Below are 18,051 nucleotides of genomic sequence, written 5' to 3' on the forward strand. Positions count from 1 at the left end.
CCGCGTCAGGCGCGGGCGATGAGCGCGAGCCAGCAGCCCGCCGACCCCGTCCAGCCGTCGCTGCTGACCGGCTTCCCGCTGCCCGAGCAGGCCCCCCCGGGCCCGCGGCCGGCGCTCCAGCGGCCGGTGGCGCGCGTGTGCGTCGAGTCCCCGCTGCCGCAGCTGGACCGCCGCTTCGACTACCTCGTGACGGAGGAGCTCGAAGGCGCGGCCGTGCCGGGCGTCCGCGTCAAGGTCCGCATCGCCGGCCGCGAGCACGTCGGGTTCCTGCTCGAGCGGCGCGACTCCTCGGACGCCGGCGTGCGGCTGGCCCCGCTGGGCGCCGTGCTCTCGCCGCTGCCCGTCCTCGCGCCCGAGGTCGCCGAGCTCGCCGCCGCCGTCGCCGAGCGCTGGGCCGGGGCCCTCGGCGATGTCCTGCGCTTCGCCGTCCCGCCGCGTGCGGCGAAGGTCGAGGCGGAGTTCGCCGCCCGGGCCGCAGAGGCTCCCGACCTCGCGCCGGATCCTGTGCCGCACCCCGCGCCCGGACCGGCGGCAGCGCCGGGCCGCGGCGCCGGTGGCTGGGCGCGGCTCACCCATGGAACTGCCTTCCTGCGGCATCTGGCTGCGGGCGGGAGCCCGCGCGCCGTCCTGCAGGCCGCCCACGGCTACGGGCCCGAGGCCTGGCCCCACACGATCGCCGCCGCCGTTGCCGCCGCGCGGTCCTCGGGACGGGGAGCGCTCGTCGTCGTCCCCGACCGGCGGGACCTCGAGAGGATGCAGGCGGCCCTCGAGGAGGCGCTCCCCGGCGAACGGACGGTCCGGCTCTCCGCCGAGGACGGCCCGAGCGCGCGTTCGCGGTCGTTCCTCGAGCTCCTCACCGGCGGGGCACGGATCGCGGTGGGCACCCGTGGCGCCGTGTTCGCGCCCGTGCAGGACCTCGGCCTCGTGGTCTGCTGGGACGACGGCGACGAGACGCACCTCGAGCCCCGGGCCCCCTACTTCCACGCCCGCGAGGTCCTGCTCCTGCGCGCCGAGCAGGCAGGCTGCGCGGTGCTGCTCGCGGGCCACGCCGTCTCGGTCGAGGCCCAGCGCCTGGTCGAGTCGGGCTGGCTGCAGCCCATCGCTCCCGACAGGGCGGCGCTGCGTGCTGCCACGCCGCGGATCACGAGCACGGCAGACAGCGTCGAATCGGCCCGTGACCCGCTCGCCCGCGTCGCGCGGCTGCCGCACGCGGCGTGGCAGGCGGCGCGCGAGGCCCTCGCCGACGGCCCGGTGCTCGTGCAGGTGGCCCGCGCGGGCTATGCCCCCTCGCTCGCCTGCGAGCGCTGCCGTGAGCCGGCGCGGTGCCGGCACTGCTCCGGGCCCCTCGCCGAGCAGCCCTCGGGCCGCGAGCGGCTCGTGGCCTGCCGGTGGTGCGGGACGCCCGAGCTGGCCTTCTCCTGCCGCGTCTGCGGAGCCCACGCCCTGCGGCGCACCGCGATCGGCGCCCTGCGGACGGCCGAGGAGCTGGGGCGGGCCTTCCCCGGGGCGGTCGTGATCACCTCCGCCGGCGACTCGGTGAAGTCCGAGGTCGCGGGCTCGCCGGCCCTCGTCGTCGCCACCGTCGGGGCCGAGCCGCTGGCGCCCGAGGGGTACGCCGCCGCGCTCCTGCTCGACGGGGAGGCGCTGCTGCGGCGGGAGAGCCTGCGCGCGCCCGAGGAGGCCCTCCGCCGATGGCTCAACGCGGCCGCGCTCGTCCGCCCCGCCTCGGCCGGCGGCCGGGTGGTCATCACCGCCGGCGAGAGCGAGGCGCTGGCCGCGCTCGTGCGCTGGGACCCGGCGGGATTCGCCTCGCGCGAGCTCGCGCTGCGGCGCGAGCTGTCGCTGCCGCCGGCTGTGCGCACCGCGGCGGTCACCGGTGCCGTCGCCGACGTCGAGGCGTTCCTCGAGGTCGCGCGCGAGGCCGTGTCGCTGCCGGGCGTGCGCGTCGTGGGCCCCGTCCCGGGCGATCCCGCGCAGGCCCTGGTCTTCTTCCCGATCGCCGCCGGGCCGGCCGTGGCGCGCGCCCTGCACGCGGCGCGGATCTCCCTCGCGGTGCGCCGCACCGGCGGGCCGGTGACCCTCCGGGTCGATGCTCCAGATCTCCTATGAGCAGGCTGCTCTGATCCGCCGCCGCGGCTCAGCTGCGCGCGCCGCGGCGCGCGCGGGCGTCGATCGCCTCCTGGGCGGCGGAGAGGAGCGCTTCGGCCGATGCGTCCCAGCGGAACGTCGCCGCCTGGGCGCGGGCCGCGTCGGAGGCGGCCTCCCAGGCACCGGGGGCCTCGAGCGCCCGGACGGCGGCGGCGAACTCGGCGGGGGAGTCCGGGTCGACGTAGGAGGCGCCCGCGCCCCCCACCTCGCGGAAGATCGGGATGTCGCTCGCGACCACCGGGGTCCCCAGGCTCATGGCCTCGACGAGGGGCAGGCCGTAGCCCTCGGACCGGGACAGGCTCACGAGCGCCGTCGTGCGCCGCAGGAGCGCCTCATAGTCCTCCTCGGACACGCCGCCGTGGAAGACGACCCGGGCCCCGGCCGGCACGAGGGACTCGAGCTCCGCGCGCCGTGCGGGCGAGACCCGCGAGAGGAGGTGCAGTTCGTAGTCGGCGAGGTGCTCCATGCCCGCGATGACCGTCTCGACGTTCTTGTACGGCATGAAGGAGCCCATGTAGAGCAGGGTCTTCTCTGCCCCGTCCTCCGGGCGCCTCGGTTCGCGGCCGCCCTGCGGGGCGTTGCCCACGATCCGGACGGGGCGGCGGGTCAGGCGCTTCTCGGACATGAGCCACCGCGTCGTGTGGCTGACGGTGGCGACCACGTCCGCCCGGTTGAGCAGGACCCGCTGGGGCCAGTACGCCCGGTGGTAGAGGCGCCACAGCACGCGCACGGGCGCGGGGAGGAATCCCGGCGGCTCGGGGTGCTCGTAGTAGATGAGGTCGTGCAGGGTGAGGACGAGCGGGTACCGCCGCCCCCAGGAGCCCATGGTCTGCATGGGGCAGAACACGACGTCGGGCCTGAGCCGGTTGACCTGGGCGGCGATGAACAGCTCGCGCGGGGACAGCGGGCTCGTGACCTTCACGTGGGGCACGGGCGGCAGGAGCGCGAGCTGGCGGTCGTCGCTGATGAGCATCGCGACATCGGCACGGCGCGAGACCGCCTCGATCAGGCTCGCCCCGAAGCGGCTGATGCCGTCGTGCTGGTCCGTGCGCGTGAACCGGGCGTCGATGAGGATCCTCATGCCGTCCTCTCGGAGATGAAGTCGGCGATCGCGGCCGCGGCCGGACCTGGCGTCTCGTAGTGGATGAGGTGCCCGACGCCGGGGACCACGGTCAGGCGCGAGTCGCGGAGCCTGGCGTGGAAGCGCCGCACATCGGGCAGCGCCGCGATCTCGTCCCGCTCGCCCGCAACCAGCAGCACCGGAAGCTGCAGCTGGTCCGCGACCTCCGCGGCGTCGTGGGAGATCGATGCGCGGAACGACTCCAGCAGCGAGGACCGCGTCGCGAACTCGCTGAAGTGCTCGCGGTGCTGAGCGTGCACGAAGGCCCGCAGGCCGCCGTCGCGGGTCTTGGCCATGGCCTCGCTCATGAGGCGCACGACGGCGCGGCTGCGCAGCAGCGCAGTGCCGGGGGCCGCCGGAAGGGCCGCGGCGCCCCAGTAGTAGAACTCGGCGAGCCGGCTGAGGACGGCCTGGGGGCCCTCGAGGGCGGGAGCCGAGATCGGATTGACCAGGACGAGCCGCTCGAAGCGGCCCGGGTGCCTGGCCATGAAGTGCGCCGCGACGATGGACCCGAAGGAGTGCCCCAGCAGCACGGTGTCCGGGCCGAGTGCCAGCCCGTCGGCAAGGAAGGCGAGCCAGCGGACGTAGCCGTCGATGGAGTGCTCGCCGGCCAGGACGCCGGAGGCTCCGAAGCCGGGCAGGTCCGGCATGACGAACCGCACGTCAGGCAGGGCGTCGACGATGCGCATCAGCCCGTGGTGGGTCCCGCGGAAGCCGTGGACGGCGAGGACTGTCGGCGCGTCGGCGGCCGGCGGAGTCCCCGGGCGGCCCACCGGCTCGTAGGTGAAGACGGCCGTGGGCGCGCCGGCGACGTCGACGGTGTCGAGGCGCTCGCGCGCGGCCAGCTGCTCGGACAGGAACGGCTCTGCTGCCAGGGTCATGGGGGTCATCCTCCGTCTCAGTTGACGTCGTCGGGGTGGGAACCGCTGCGGAAGCCCCGGTCGAGGCCGGCGATCCGCTCCCGCTCGTCGTCAGTGAGCGCGAAGCCGAACACGTCCGCGTTCTCGCGGATGCGCTCGGGGCTGCTCGCCTTCGGGATCACGATGGTGCCCTCGTCGAGGTGCCAGCGGATCGCAGTCTGGGCAACGCTCACGCCGTGCGCGTCGGAGATCTCGCGCAGCACGGGGTCCTCGAGCAGGCGCCCGCGGGCGAGCGGCGACCACGCCTCGGTGGCGACGCCGAGCTCGGCGTGGAGCGCCCGCAGCTCGCGCTGCTGGAGCCAGGGATGGAGCTCGATCTGGTTCACGGCGGGCACCTCCCCGGTGGCGTCGACGAGGCGGCGCAGGTGCTCGGGCTGGAAGTTGCTCACGCCGATGGCGCGGACCCTCCCGTCCGCGCGGAGCCGGACGAGTGCCCGGTAGGTGTCGACGTACAGGTCCCTGCGGGGGCACGGCCAGTGGATGAGGTACAGGTCCACGACGTCCAGCCCGAGTTGGGCCTGGCTGCGGTCGAAGGCCCGCAGGGCGGCGTCGTACCCCTGATCCGTGTTCCAGATCTTCGTCGTGACGAAAAGCTCGGAGCGGTCGAGGCGGCCGGAGGGGGCGTCGTCGGACATCGCCCGGCGCACGGCGCGGCCCACGCCCGCCTCATTGCCGTACATCGCCGCCGTGTCGAGGCTCCGGTAGCCCGCCGCGAGGGCCTCGCCCGCGATCCGCTCCGCGTCCTCGGGCGGCACCTTGTACAGGCCGAACCCGAGCTGGGGGATGGCCACGCCGCGGGCAAGGGGGACCGTGGGGGACGCGATCATGGTCTCCACCCTACCGGCGCGCCCGGGCGGAACCGCCGACCGCCGGGCACCGGGCTAGGCATGCTCCGTGAGCAGGGCCCGGCCGGTCGCCTCGTCCACGATCAGGTCGGTGACGAGGCGGGCCTTCAGGGCTCCGCGCAGCGCCGCGGCCTTGGACGGGCCGGAGACGATGCACAGACGGCGGGGAACCCTGCGCAGCGCCGCGAAGTCCGGACCCGTGGCGCGCGCGTTGAGCCCGATCCCGTCCGAGGACCCGTCGGCCCGGAAGAAGACGGTGGCCACGTCCCCGACGACGCCCTCCGCGGCCAGCGACTCGAGGTCGTCGCGGTCGAGGTAGCCGCCGGAGTACACGTGGCTGGGAACCTCGGCATCGACCGAACCCACGCCGAAGACGGCGAGGGACATGCGCTCCTGGACGGCGAGGACGCGGCGCACGCTGCGCTCGCGCCACATCCACTCCTTGGTCTCCGGCCGGTCGAAGAACGCGGGGACTGGGAACTCCTCGACATCGGCGTCGAACGCCCTCCCGAAGCGCCGCATGATCTCGCTCGCGTATCCGAGCCCCATCGTCTGGGTATTGGCCGCCCCATTGAGCTGCACCACGGTCGTCCCATGGGTGGGCTTGCGGTTGAGGTAGCGGCTCATGGCGCTGAGCGTCGACCCCCAGGCGATCCCGATGACCGTCCGCGAGGCGACGAAGGGCGTCAGCGTGCGGGCCGCGTACATCGCGACGCGGTCCAAGGTCTCCGCCTCGTTGAGGTTCTCGACCTGCGGGACCACGTGGACCGAGGAGGGCGCCATGCCGAACTGCTCGGCCACGGCCGTCTCGAGCTCCACCGCCGAATCGATCGGGCTGTGGATCTGGATCTGGACGAGACCCGACTCACGGGCGAGCGTGAGCAGGCGGGAGACGGTCGAGCGCGAGGTGCGGAGCTGCCGCGCGATCCCGTCCATGGTGAGGTCCTGCAGGTAGTACAGGCGGGCCGCGAGGAGCGCGTCCTGATGCCGGCGCGAAACGGTCCCAGGTGAGCTTTGTCTCACCGACGGGCGGTACGGATCGGTCTCGGAGGGTCCCACGGCGGTCCTTTCTGCACGTTTGTGCAGACTGCTTGAACTTCTTTCGCAGCCCTTCAAAGAATAGCGGGAGCGCCACGCACAACCTAGGCCAAGGAGGTCCACGTGCCCCAGAACCCCAACCCCGCCCAGCCCGCCCCCCGTGGGGGAGTCGCATCGCTGAAGGCCGCACCCCACGCGAAGGTCCTGATCATCGGCGGCGGCATCAACGGCGTCGGCACTTTCCGTGATCTGGCCCTCCAGGGCGTCGACGTGGCGCTGGTCGAGCGCGGCGACTACTGCGACGGCGCGTCCGGTGCGTCGTCGCACATGATCCACGGCGGCATCCGCTACCTCGAGAACGGCGAGTTCCGGCTCGTCAACGAGTCCGTGGTCGAGCGCAACCGGCTCCTGCGGATCGCGCCGCACTACGTCAAGCCGCTGCAGACCACGATCCCGATCTTCTCCACCTTCTCGGGCATCCTGAACGCCCCGCTGCGCTTCCTCACCCACCGCTCGGGCAAGCCGCAGGAGCGCGGCGCAGTCCTGATCAAGCTCGGACTGAGCCTCTACGACGCCTTCTCCCGCAACGGGGGCACCGTGCCGCGCCACCGGTTCCTCGGCCGGAAGAAGGCACTCGCCGAGCTCCCGCTGCTGCGTCCTGACCTGAAGTACACCGCCACCTACTTCGACGCCTCCGTGCACAACCCCGAGCGGCTGACCCTCGACGTCCTGCGGGACGGGCTGGCCGCCGGTGCGCACGCTCGCGCCACCAACTACGTCTCCGCGGTCGGCGTCTCCGGGCGCGGGGCAGCGCACGACGGCGCGGCGGTGCGGCTCCGCGACGAGCTCACCGGGGAGGAATTCGACTTCAGCGCCGACATCGTGGTCAACACCACGGGGGCCTGGGTCGACGCCACCAACGGCTCCTTCGGCGCGCCGACGCGGTTCATGGGCGGGACGAAGGGCTCGCATATCGTCCTCGACCACCCCGAGCTGCTCGCGGCCTGCGCCGGGCGCGAGATCTTCTTCGAGCACAGCGACGGCCGCATCGTCCTGATCTATCCGATGGGGGACCGCGTCCTCGTGGGCACCACCGACATCGACGCGGGCGACGACCTCACGCCCACGTGCACGGACGAGGAGATCGCCTACTTCTTCGACCTCATCCACCACGTCTTCCCCACCATCGAGGTGGGCAAGGACAGCATCGTCTACACGTTCTCCGGCGTCCGCCCGCTCCCGCGGCACGACGACACCGCCCCCGGCTTCGTCTCACGCGACTACCGGATCGAGCGGGCGCCGCTGCCGGGCGGCTCCGGGCAGACGGTGCTGAGTCTCGTCGGCGGCAAGTGGACCACCTTCCGCGCGCTCTCCGAGCACCTCGCGGACGAGGTCCTCGGCCTGAGCGGGCACACCCGGAAGGTCAGCACCGGCGAGCTGCCGATCGGCGGCGGGCAGGACTTCCCGTCGACCCGGGAGGCGACCGAGCGCTGGCTCAAGGCCCACACCGGCGGAGGGATCGACGCGGCCCGCGCCGAGGTCCTCCTCGCCCGTTATGGAACGCGTGCTTCGGAAGTCATTGAATTCCTCCGCGCTGGGGAGGACAGTCTGCTTCAGAGCACCAAGGAGCTGAGCGTCCGCGAGCTGGAGTGGATGGCGCTGCACGAGCAGGTGGGGCACGCCATCGACATCCTCATCCGCCGCACCTCCCTGGCCTTCCGGGGCCTGGTGACGGCCGAGCTCATCGACGAGGTGGCCGGACACTGTGCCCGGTTCCTCGGCTGGGACACGCAGCACACCCGGCGGGAGGTCGAGCGGGCCGTGGCCACGCTGGCCGACCGCCACCGCGTGGACGTCGACCACCTGGTCGCCTGAGGCGCATCGCACCATGCCCCGGGCCGACCGGCCCGGGGCAACACCTGAATACCGCAAGGAGTCAAAGATGTCTCTAGGGATCGTCTTCTTGTCCGAAGTGCTCGGCACCGGGATGCTCACCCTCCTCGGGTGCGGCGTCGTCGCCAACGTCGCGCTGAAGGGCACGAAGGGGAACGCCGCCGGCTTCCTGATGGTGACGTGGGGATGGGGAATCGCCGTGTTCTCCGGCGTCTACATCGCCGCGAAGTCCGGGGCCCACCTGAACCCCGCCGTCACCCTGGGCCTGCTGCTCAACGGCAAGGGCGAGTACGCGCCCGGCGTCAAGGTCGATGTCGCCTCGACGCTGACCTACTTCGGCGGCGAGATGCTCGGGGCGTTCCTCGGCGCGGTCGTGTGCTGGCTCGCCTACAAGCAGCACTTCGACCACGAGGCAGACCCGGCCAACAAGCTCGGCACCTTCTCCACCGGTCCGGCCATCCGCAGCAAGGGCTGGAACCTCATCACCGAGATCATCGGCACGTTCGTGCTCGTCGAGGTCATCCTCTCCTTCGGAGGGACCCCGTCCGGGCTCGGCCCCCTCGCCGTCGCCCTCCTCGTCGTCGGCATCGGCGTCTCGCTCGGCGGCCCGACTGGCTACGCCATCAACCCCGCGCGCGACCTCGGACCCCGCATCGCCCACGCCCTCCTGCCGATCAAGGGGAAGGGCTCGAGCGACTGGGCCTACGCCTGGGTTCCCGTGGCCGGACCGCTCCTCGGCGGTGCCCTCGCCGGCCTGTTCGCCCGCATCATTCCCGACATCTTCGCGGCCGTCGCGAAGTAGCAGCCCAAGCACCCGTCACTGCAGACTCATCCAAAGGAGCCATGAATGTCTGATCAGGCGCAGAGCGCACAGCAGTACGTCATCGCGATCGACCAGGGGACCACGAGCACCCGAGCGATCATCTTCGACCACTCGGGCTCGATCGTCTCCACCGGCCAGCTCGAGCACGAGCAGATCTTCCCCCAGGCCGGCTGGGTCGAGCACGACCCGAAGGAGATCTGGGGCAACACCCGCGAGGTGATCGGCCAGGCGCTCTCGAAGGCGAACCTCACCCGTCACGACATCGCCGCAGTCGGCATCACCAACCAGCGCGAGACCGCGGTGGTCTGGGACAAGAACACGGGCGAGCCCGTCTACAACGCCATCGTGTGGCAGGACACGCGCACCCAGAGCATTGTCGACGAGCTCGCCAAGGACGGCGGCGTCGAGCGGTTCAAGCAGAAGGTCGGCCTGCCCCTGGCCACCTACTTCTCGGGCACCAAGATCAAGTGGATCCTCGACAACGTCGAGGGCGCCCGCGCCAAGGCCGAGGCGGGAGACCTCCTCTTCGGCAACACCGACGCCTGGGTCCTGTGGAACCTCACGGGCGGCACGGACGGCGGCGTCCACGCCACCGACGTCACCAACGCCTCGCGCACCATGTTCATGGACCTCGAGACCCTCACCTGGGACCAGGAGATCCTCGACGCGTTCGGCGTGCCCGCCTCGATGATGCCGGCCATCAAGTCCTCCTCCGAGACCTACGGCACGGTGCACACCTCGCAGCTGCTGCGGGAGACGCCCGTCGCGGGCATCCTCGGCGACCAGCAGGCGGCCACCTTCGGCCAGGCGGCCTTCGACACCGGCGAGGCCAAGAGCACCTACGGCACGGGCAGCTTCCTGATCTTCAACACGGGTGAGGAGATCGTCCACTCGAAGAACGGCCTGCTCACCACGGTCGGGTACAAGCTCGGCGATGCGGCCACGCACTACGCCCTCGAGGGCTCGATCGCGGTCACTGGCTCGCTCATCCAGTGGCTGCGCGACAACCTCGGGATGATCGGCAGCGCCCCCGAGGTCGAGACGCTGGCCAAGTCGGTCGAGGACAACGGCGGGGTGTACATCGTGCCGGCGTTCTCGGGCCTGTTCGCCCCGTACTGGCGCCCGGACGCCCGAGGCGCGATCGTGGGCCTCACCCGGTACGTCAACAAGGGCCACATCGCCCGCGCCGCCCTCGAGGCGACCGCCTTCCAGACGCGCGAGGTGCTCGACGCCGTCAACGCCGACTCCGGCGTCCCCCTGGCCGAGCTCAAGGTCGACGGCGGCATGGTCGCCAACGACGCGCTCATGCAGTTCCAGGCGGACATCCTCGGCGTGGACGTGGTGCGGCCCAAGGTCATCGAGACCACCGCCCTCGGCGCCGCGTACGCCGCCGGCCTCGCGGTCGGGTACTGGAAGGACCTCGGCGAGTGCTCGGCCAACTGGGGCGAGGACAAGCGCTGGAGCCCGCAGATGGACTCCGCCGAGCGCGACCGCCAGATGCGGCTGTGGAAGAAGGCCGTGTCCAAGTCGATGGACTGGGTGGACGCCGACGTGAAGTAGCCCGGCGGCGCCGGAGGATGCGGCGCACGGCGGCCCCCGCCGTCGTGCGCCGCGCCTGCGGTAGCATGGCTTGCATGCGCGGCGTCCTCCTGCTTCGATAGCCGCTTGCTGCATGGGGCCCCGCGGGGCCCCATGCAGCAAGCGGCCGCCCCTCCTTGTGCGAGGGGCTTTTGTGTGTCAGGGGAAGGATGCAGGCGGACGCCTGGACGAAGAGAGACGTGGAGAGAAATACGGTGAGCGAAGAGCAGGTCGCGGAACAGTCGGCAGGGGCGGCATACAGCTTCGCCGCGATCGAGGCCAAGTGGCCCGCGGTGTGGGACGAGCTGGGGGTGTTCACCCCCAAGGACGACGGCTGCCGCGAGCGCCGCTACGTGCTCGACATGTTCCCGTACCCCTCCGGCGACCTCCACATGGGCCACGCCGAGGCCTTCGCGATGGGCGACGTCGTGGCGCGCTACTGGCGCCTGAGGGGCTACGACGTGCTGCACCCCATCGGCTGGGACTCCTTCGGCCTGCCTGCCGAGAACGCCGCGATCAAGCGCAACACCCACCCGGCCGAGTGGACGTACAAGAACATCGAGACGCAGGCCGCCTCGTTCAAGCGCTACGCCCTCAGCCTCGACTGGTCGCGCCGCCTGCACACCTCCGATCCCGAGTACTACCGGTGGACGCAGTGGCTGTTCCTGCGCTTCTACGAGCGCGGCCTGGCCTACCGCAAGAACCACCCGGTGAACTGGTGCCCCAAGGACCAGACCGTCCTGGCCAACGAGCAGGTCGTCAACGGCGCCTGCGAGCGCTGTGGCACCCCCGTGACGAAGAAGTCCCTCAACCAGTGGTACTTCAAGATCACCGAGTACGCGGACCGCCTCCTCGAGGACATGGCCGAGCTCGAGGGGCACTGGCCCGAGCGCGTCCTGGCCATGCAGCGCAACTGGATCGGCCGGTCCGAGGGCGCGCACGTGCAGTTCGCCATCGAGGCCACCGACGCCCGCCCGGAGCGCGAGGTCACCGTCTTCACGACCCGGCCCGACACGCTCTACGGGGCCACGTTCTTCGTCGTCGCGGCCGATGCCGACCTCGCGGGCGAGCTCGTGGCACCGGAGCAGGCGCAGGCGCTCGCGGAGTACCAGGACCGGGTCAAGGCATTGAGCGAGATCGAGCGGCAGAATACAGACCGCGAGAAGACCGGGGTCTTCCTCGGCCGCTACGCCGTGAATCCCCTCAGCGGCGAGAAGCTGCCGGTCTGGGCAGCAGACTACGTCCTGGCCGACTACGGCACGGGCGCGATCATGGCCGTCCCGGCCCACGACCAGCGCGACCTCGACTTCGCCAAGGCCTTCGGCCTGCCCGTCCGGGCCGTGCTCGACACGGGGGAGGAGGACCCCGCGGCCACCGGCGTCGCGACGAGCGGCGAGGGCACGATCATCAACTCCGGGCCGCTCGACGGCCTGTCCAAGGCCGAGGGCATCGCCAGGGCGATCGAGGTGGTCGAGGCCGCCGGCACGGGCGAGGGCACGGTCAACTACCGGCTGCGCGACTGGCTCCTGTCCCGCCAGCGGTTCTGGGGCGCGCCGATCCCGATCATCCACTGCCCGGCGTGCGGCGAGGTCCCGGTCCCCGACGACCAGCTGCCCGTCCGGCTCCCGGACAACCTGCGCGGCGAGCAGCTCGCTCCCAAGGGCACCTCCCCGCTCGCGTCCGCCGAGGACTGGGTCAAGGTCACGTGCCCCTCGTGCGGCGGCGCCGCCCTGCGCGACACCGACACGATGGACACGTTCGTCGACTCGTCCTGGTACTACCTGCGGTACCTCTCGCCCGACTACACCGACGGCCCTTTCGACCCGGACGCCGCACGGCGCTGGATGCCGGTCGCACAGTACGTGGGCGGGGTCGAGCACGCGATCCTGCACCTGCTCTACAGCCGCTTCTTCACCAAGGTCATGAAGGACATGGGCCTCATCGACGCGGACGAGCCCTTCGCGGCCCTCATGAACCAGGGCCAGGTGCTCAACGGCGGCAAGGCGATGAGCAAGTCCCTCGGCAACGGCGTGGACCTCGGCGAGCAGCTGAACACCTTCGGGGTCGACGCCGTCCGCCTCACCATGGTGTTCGCGTCCCCGCCGGAGGACGACGTCGACTGGGCGGACGTCTCCCCGTCCGGCTCGGCGAAGTTCCTGGCCCGTGCGTGGCGCCTCGGGCAGGACGTCACGAGCGCTCCCGGCGCGGATCCGGCCACCGGGGACCGTTCGCTGCGCGCCGTCACGCACCGTACGATCGCCGACGCCACCGAGCTCCTCGACGCGCACAAGTTCAACGTGGTGGTCGCCAAGGCCATGGAGCTCGTCAACGCCACGCGCAAGGCGATCGACTCCGGCCCGGGAGGCTCTGATCCGGCCGTGCGCGAGGCGGTCGAGACCGTGGCGATCATGCTCAGCCTCTTCGCCCCGTACACCGCCGAGGACCTCTGGGCGGCCCTGGGCCACGAGCCCTCGGTCTCCAATGCGTCCTGGCCGCAGCACGACCCGTCCCTCCTCGTCGAGGACACCGTGACGGCCATCGTCCAGGTCCAGGGCAAGGTGCGGGACCGGCTCGAGGTCGCCGTGGACATCACGGAGGAGGATCTGCGCGAGCTCGCGCTCGCGTCGCCCAGCGTCCAGCGTGTCCTCGACGGCCGCGGCATCCGGACCGTGGTCGTGCGGGCGCCCAAGCTGGTCAACGTCGTCCCCGCCTGATCGGGGTGACTCCGCGTGGCTGAGGGGCAGGCTCAGGAGCTTCCGGCGATCGCCTGGCTGAGGCGGCGGTGGGGCAGACTCCGCCAGGGGCCTGCCCCGGCCGTGCCGCCGACGCCGCGGCCCCGCGTCGCCGTCGTCACCGACTCCTCGGCTGCGCTGCCCCCCGCGTGGACGGAGGAGTTCGAGCGGGCGGGGTGCTTCGCGTGCATCGTCCTGCCGGTCATGGCCGGCGAAGAGATCTTCACCGAGGGCGAGGACGTCGACACGGCCCTCGGCCTCGCCCTCGCGGCGGGACGCCAGGTGAGGACCTCGCGGCCCTCGCCCGGGCAGTTCGAGCGGGCCTACCGGGCCTTCGAGCAGGCGGGCTTCGACGCCGTCCTGTCGCTGCACCTCTCCGGCAAGCTGTCCGGGACGGCCGACGCCGCGCGGATCGCCTCGGCGCGCGTGGGCATCCCGGTCGCGGTGGTCGACTCGCAGACCGCCGGCATGGCGCTCGGCTTCGCCGTCCAGTCAGCGGTGCTCTCTGCGGCCACGGGTGCCGGTCCCGCCCAGGTGCGGCGTGCCGCCGAGGACCGGCTCGCGGGGGCGGAGGTCCTCTTCTACGTGCCCAGCCTCGAGCAGCTGCGCCGCGGGGGCCGCATCGGTGCGGCGGCGTCGCTCGTGGGGACGGTGCTCTCGATCAAGCCGATCCTCACCCTGCGCGACGGGCTGATCGTCCCCCTCGAGCGCATCCGCACGGCACCCAGGGCCGTGTCCAGGCTGCGGGAGCTCGCTGAGGCGAGCGCGGCTGCCCACGTCCCGCCGGTCCTCGCCGTGCACTACTTCGGCAACCGGCCCGAGGCGGAAGGGCTCGCCCGGGCGCTGGCGGCAGACCTCGGCCTGGCTCCAGGCAGCGTGGTGGTCTCCGCAATGCCGGCAGTCCTCGCCGCCCACACCGGGCTGGGAGTTCTGGCCGTCGTCGTGTCCCGCTCCGTCGGCGACGCCGCCGAACCTTCCGGGCCGGCGCCCCGCTAGCCCACAGCGGTGCCCCGCTGGCCCGGCACTTGCCCTCCACAGGGCTGCTCCATCGCGCGTCGTCCACATAGCGCACCCGGGGACCGCGGCATATCGCGGCCCGATGGCAGCGTGAGGGCCGTGGGCAGATGGCAGAGGGGAACCGGCGGGCGGCGGGCGGCTGCCCATCGCTGGAGCGTGCTCTTCCCGCCCGACAACGCCGCGCCTGGGCTCCTCGACCTCGGCGCGCCCGCGGACGAGAGCGCCGACCCTGCCGACGAGAGCACCGACGCGGCGGAGGAGAGCAGTGGCCCCGAAGACCCGAGTGCGCTCGATCCGGACGCCGGAGCAGGGCGCCGGCGGCGGGAGGACCGCCCGCGGCTCGCGATCTCGGTCCGGCTCGGCGCGGTCCTCGCTGCGCTCCTGGCCACCGTGTGCGCCAGTTGGTGGGGGGTCGCGCAGGGGACCGCGCCCGCCGCCGTCCCGGTCGGCGCACCGACGCTGGGCCCAGGCAGCACGGGCCCCCGGGCCGCAGGCCCTCAGGCGTCATCGGGCGCACCGGGCCCCGCGGGAGATGCACCGGCGGGAGATGCACCTGTGGGGGATGGTCCGACGGTGCACGTCGCTGGAGCGGTCGCGGCCCCGGGTGTCTACCGCCTGGCCCCCGGGGCACGGGTCCACGAGGCCATCGCCGCCGCCGGTGGTGCGAAGCCAGGCGCGGATCTGGACCGCCTCAACCTCGCAGCTCCGGTGGAGGACGGAACGCGCCTCAGGGTCCCGCTCCGGGGCGAACCCGAGGAGGGGCAGGCAGCCGGCGGCACAGCAGCCGCAGCAGCGGGGAGCGGCACGCCGCAGAAGGCAGGCAGCGCCGCCGCGTCAGGCAGAGGCGCCCAGCGCAAGGTCGACATCAACGCCGCGACGGCAGAGGACCTCGGGGCGCTTCCACGCGTCGGCCCCGTCCTCGCCCAGCGCATCGTCGACTACCGCACGGCCCATGGCCGTTTCGCGGCCCCCGAGGACCTCGACGCCGTGAGCGGGATCGGACCGAAGATGCTCGAGTCGCTGCTCCCGCTCGTGACGGTCGGATGAACGCCCGTCGCGGCGCCTGGGACCGCTACCGCACTGCGGCCGTGGCGGGCGCGGGGGAGCGGGCGGCACAGCCGGCCGCCCATTCCGACCGCTTCCGCACGCTCGCCTCGGGCTGGTGGAGCGCGGAGGCGGCGCAGCCGCTGCCGGCTGCCGGCCGCTGGAGGGACCTCCGGCTCGTCCCCCTGGGCGCAGCGGCCTGGCTCGGGGCCGCGGTCGGCCCGTTCGCAGCAGCGCCCGGTATCCTGGCGGCGCTCCTCGCCGTCAGCCTCGCCGGCGCCGCAGCGGCCGCTGGCCTGGCGCTCGGCCTGCACCGGGCGCGAAAGCCGCGGCATGGCCACGCTCCGCACGGCGGCATCGCCCCGGCTCGGGCCAGATGGGCAGGATCCGCGATCCTCGCCGCCTGCTCCTGCCTGGCGGCCGCCGCGGGGCTGGCCGCGGCCGCCGGCCACGGCGCGGCAGAGCGCGCCGGACCGGTGGGCGAGCTGCTGGCCCGCGGCGGAAGCACGGTCGCGACCATCGAAGTCATGGCCTCGCCGATCCCACTGCGCGGCCCCAGCACGTTCGGCACGGCACCGCGCTTCACCGCCGAGGGACGGATCGTCCGGGCCACCGACGCCGGCCGCGCCTTCGCGGCGGCGTCCGCCATCCGGCTTGTCGGCGGCAGCGATATCGGCGGACTCCGCCCGGGCACGACCATCGACGTGGCCGGCCGCGTCGTCCCCGCGACGCAGCCAGGGCGCCCCGCCCTGCTGAGCACCTCGTCCCGCCCGCGCGTCGTCGGCGGCAACCCCGCAGGCCTGCTGGCCGGCGACGTCAGGGGAGCGCTCCGTGCCTCGAGCGCATGGCTGTGGCAGGACGCCGCCGGGCTCCTGCCCGGCATGGCCGTCGGGGATACGGCCGCCCTGCCGCAGGACCTCGAGGACGCGATGCGGCAGGTGGGGCTGGGCCACCTCACGGCCGTCAGCGGAGCGAACTTCACCCTTCTGTCAGCCAGCGTGCTCCTTGCCCTGCGTGCGGCCCGCGCACCACGGCCGGTCGCCTCCGGCGCCAGCTGCGCGGTCCTCGCGGCCTTCGCGTTCGTGGTCGGGCCCGAGCCGAGCGTCCTGCGGGCAGCCGCCATGGGCGCCGTCGCCCTCGTAGCCCTCATGAGCGGCCGCGCCGGGCGGAGCTGCTCTTCCCTGTCCGGCGCCGTCCTGGTCCTCGTCCTGCTCGAGCCGGACCTCGCCCTGAGCATGGGCTTCCTGCTCTCGGTCGCGGCCACGCTCGGGATAGCGCTGCTCGGACCGCCGCTCACCGGCCTGCTCGCGACGCGCCTGCCCACCTGGCTCGCCGTCGCCGTCGCCGTGCCCCTGTCTGCCCAGCTGATGTGCGGGCCGCTCGTGGTGCTCATCCAGCCCTCATTCCTGACCATGTCCCTTGCCGCCAACATCGCAGTGTCCGCCTTTGTCCCGCTCGTCACCGTGGCCGGAACGCTGGCCCTCGCCACGTGCACCTGGTGTCCACCGATGGCGCTCGTCTGCACGGCGATCGGCGGCGCGGCCGCCCAGGCCGTCGCCGCCTCCGCACGCCTGCTCGCTTCACTACCGGGCGCGGCCCTGCCCTGGCCGGACGGGCCGGCCGGGGCCCTCGCCATGGCCGTCACGTCCGCGGTGAACTCCGCGGCACTGTGGGTGGGCCTCTCGCCGGCCGGACGGCGCGCGGCCGCCCGACTGGCGCGCGGGCTCACCGACAGCGCCAGCGCGGCCGCGGTCTCCACGTCCGGATTGGGCCGGGGGGCCCGACGTGGGAGAGTGGACAGGTGAAGTGCAGCAAGACCACCGCAGGGGGCCGCGCGTGACGCCCCCAGCCCGGACCGGCAGGTCCCAGGCCTCCAAGGGTTCCGCAGGCACCAGGAGCGCGGGGACAGTCGACTGGCGCGACGCCGCCCCAGCGCCCGTGGTCCTGGTCACCGGTCCAGAGGACTACCTCGCGGCGCGGGCCATGGACGCCGTCCGTGCCAAGGCCAGGGAGGCCGCCGGCGAGCTCGAAGTGACCCGGCTCGAGGCCGGCGCCTACACCGGCGGCGAGCTGCTGATGGCGGCCTCGCCCTCGCTCTTCGGCGAGAACAAGCTCATCGAGGTGCACGGACTCGAGTCCATGAGCGAGGAATTCCTCCGCGACGCCCTCGCGTACACCTCTGCCCCGGAGCCGGACGTCGTCCTCGTGCTCCGGCACGGCGGGGGAACCCGGGGCAAGAAGCTCCTCGACGCGGTCAAGGCCTCGGGGGCGCCCGTCGTCGACTGCCAGGCGCTGAAGAAGGACGCAGACAAGGCTGCCTTCGTGCTGGCCGAGTTCCACGGTTCCGGGCGGCGGATCGAGCGCGAAGCTGTGGATGCGCTCGTCGCCGCGGTGGGCAGCAGCCTCGCAGAGCTCGCGGCCGCATGCAGCCAGCTCATCCTCGACGCATCGTCCACCGTGGACGCGGCAACCGTCGAGAAGTACTACGGCGGCCGGGTCGAGGCCACGGCCTTCAAGGTCGCGGACGCCGCCCTCGCCGGCCAGAAGGCGAAGGCGCTCTCGGCCTTCCGGCATGCCCTCGAGACCGGCGTCGACCCGGTGCCGATGGTCGCGGCCATCGCGTCCAAGCTCAGGACGCTCGCCAAGGTGGCGGGGGCGCGCGGCTCGGCCCAGAGCATCGCGCGGGAGCTCGGCATGCAGCCGTGGCTGGTCGAACAGGCCCAGCGCGACATCAGAGGCTGGACCCCGCAGAGCCTCGCCACGGCGATCCGCGCGGTGGCCGAGGCTGACGCCGAGGTCAAGGGGCTCGCGCGCGATCCCGCCTATGCGGTCGAGCGGGCCCTCTCGGCCGTGAGTTCCGCCGCCCGGGCACGCTGACCGCGGAGCCGGCCCG

At 73.1% G+C, this 18,051-nt stretch carries 13 protein-coding genes; 9 read left to right on the top strand and 4 right to left on the bottom strand.

What is annotated here, in order from left to right; translation table 11 throughout:
- Positions 1–18 precede the first annotated feature (18 nt).
- Positions 19–2,109: a primosomal protein N' gene (locus J2W21_RS07365; RefSeq protein WP_307113835.1), complete on the top strand. Its 2,091-nt coding sequence runs from the start codon at positions 19–21 to the stop codon at positions 2,107–2,109.
- 28 nt (positions 2,110–2,137) lie between these two features.
- Here the strand turns inward: J2W21_RS07365 and J2W21_RS07370 are convergent, their stop codons facing one another.
- The 4 genes from J2W21_RS07370 to J2W21_RS07385 are packed head-to-tail and all read right to left on the bottom strand — an operon-like array spanning position 2,138 to position 6,056.
- Entirely contained in the window at positions 2,138–3,229 is a 1,092-nt protein-coding gene (locus tag J2W21_RS07370; protein ID WP_307113836.1) for a glycosyltransferase family 4 protein, read from the bottom strand.
- Positions 3,226–4,149 carry an alpha/beta fold hydrolase gene (locus tag J2W21_RS07375; RefSeq protein ID WP_307113837.1) on the bottom strand — a complete coding sequence of 308 codons (924 nt, stop codon included), beginning with the start codon at positions 4,147–4,149 and terminating at the stop codon, positions 3,226–3,228. The genes J2W21_RS07370 and J2W21_RS07375 overlap by 4 nt, the downstream gene beginning before the upstream one ends.
- A gap of 17 nt (positions 4,150–4,166) precedes the next feature.
- Positions 4,167–5,015: an aldo/keto reductase gene (locus J2W21_RS07380; protein ID WP_307113838.1), complete on the bottom strand. Its 849-nt coding sequence runs from the start codon at positions 5,013–5,015 to the stop codon at positions 4,167–4,169.
- Positions 5,016–5,069: 54 nt separating this feature from the next.
- Complete coding sequence (locus J2W21_RS07385) at positions 5,070–6,056, bottom strand: sugar-binding transcriptional regulator (protein ID WP_373423087.1); 987 nt, start codon at positions 6,054–6,056, stop codon at positions 5,070–5,072.
- A gap of 138 nt (positions 6,057–6,194) precedes the next feature.
- On the opposite strand from J2W21_RS07385, the gene J2W21_RS07390 reads away from it, so the two are divergent.
- The 8 genes from J2W21_RS07390 to holA all read left to right on the top strand — a co-directional run bounded on the left by J2W21_RS07390 (position 6,195) and on the right by holA (position 18,035).
- The gene (locus J2W21_RS07390; RefSeq protein ID WP_373423077.1) at positions 6,195–7,946 is read left to right on the top strand and encodes a glycerol-3-phosphate dehydrogenase/oxidase; all 1,752 of its coding nucleotides are present in this window, start codon (positions 6,195–6,197) and stop codon (positions 7,944–7,946) included.
- A gap of 67 nt (positions 7,947–8,013) precedes the next feature.
- Complete coding sequence (locus J2W21_RS07395; RefSeq protein ID WP_307113839.1) at positions 8,014–8,766, top strand: MIP/aquaporin family protein; 753 nt, start codon at positions 8,014–8,016, stop codon at positions 8,764–8,766.
- Positions 8,767–8,811: 45 nt separating this feature from the next.
- The gene (glpK, locus tag J2W21_RS07400; protein WP_307113840.1) at positions 8,812–10,347 is read left to right on the top strand and encodes a glycerol kinase GlpK; all 1,536 of its coding nucleotides are present in this window, start codon (positions 8,812–8,814) and stop codon (positions 10,345–10,347) included.
- Positions 10,348–10,565: 218 nt separating this feature from the next.
- Positions 10,566–13,079: a leucine--tRNA ligase gene (gene leuS / locus J2W21_RS07405; protein WP_373423078.1), complete on the top strand. Its 2,514-nt coding sequence runs from the start codon at positions 10,566–10,568 to the stop codon at positions 13,077–13,079.
- A gap of 15 nt (positions 13,080–13,094) precedes the next feature.
- Complete coding sequence (locus tag J2W21_RS07410) at positions 13,095–14,093, top strand: DegV family protein (RefSeq protein ID WP_307113841.1); 999 nt, start codon at positions 13,095–13,097, stop codon at positions 14,091–14,093.
- A 177-nt stretch (positions 14,094–14,270) separates the two neighbouring features.
- The gene (locus tag J2W21_RS07415) at positions 14,271–15,161 is read left to right on the top strand and encodes a helix-hairpin-helix domain-containing protein (protein WP_307113842.1); all 891 of its coding nucleotides are present in this window, start codon (positions 14,271–14,273) and stop codon (positions 15,159–15,161) included.
- Positions 15,158–16,963: a ComEC/Rec2 family competence protein gene (locus J2W21_RS07420; protein ID WP_307113843.1), complete on the top strand. Its 1,806-nt coding sequence runs from the start codon at positions 15,158–15,160 to the stop codon at positions 16,961–16,963. The genes J2W21_RS07415 and J2W21_RS07420 overlap by 4 nt, the downstream gene beginning before the upstream one ends.
- Positions 16,964–16,994: 31 nt before the next feature.
- A complete protein-coding gene (gene holA, locus J2W21_RS07425) occupies positions 16,995–18,035 on the top strand; it encodes a DNA polymerase III subunit delta (RefSeq protein WP_307113844.1) in 1,041 nt (346 codons plus the stop codon).
- Positions 18,036–18,051 lie beyond the last annotated feature (16 nt).

Origin of the sequence: Sinomonas atrocyanea (assembly GCF_030811715.1) — a bacterium.
Taxonomy (GTDB): domain Bacteria; phylum Actinomycetota; class Actinomycetes; order Actinomycetales; family Micrococcaceae; genus Sinomonas; species Sinomonas atrocyanea_A.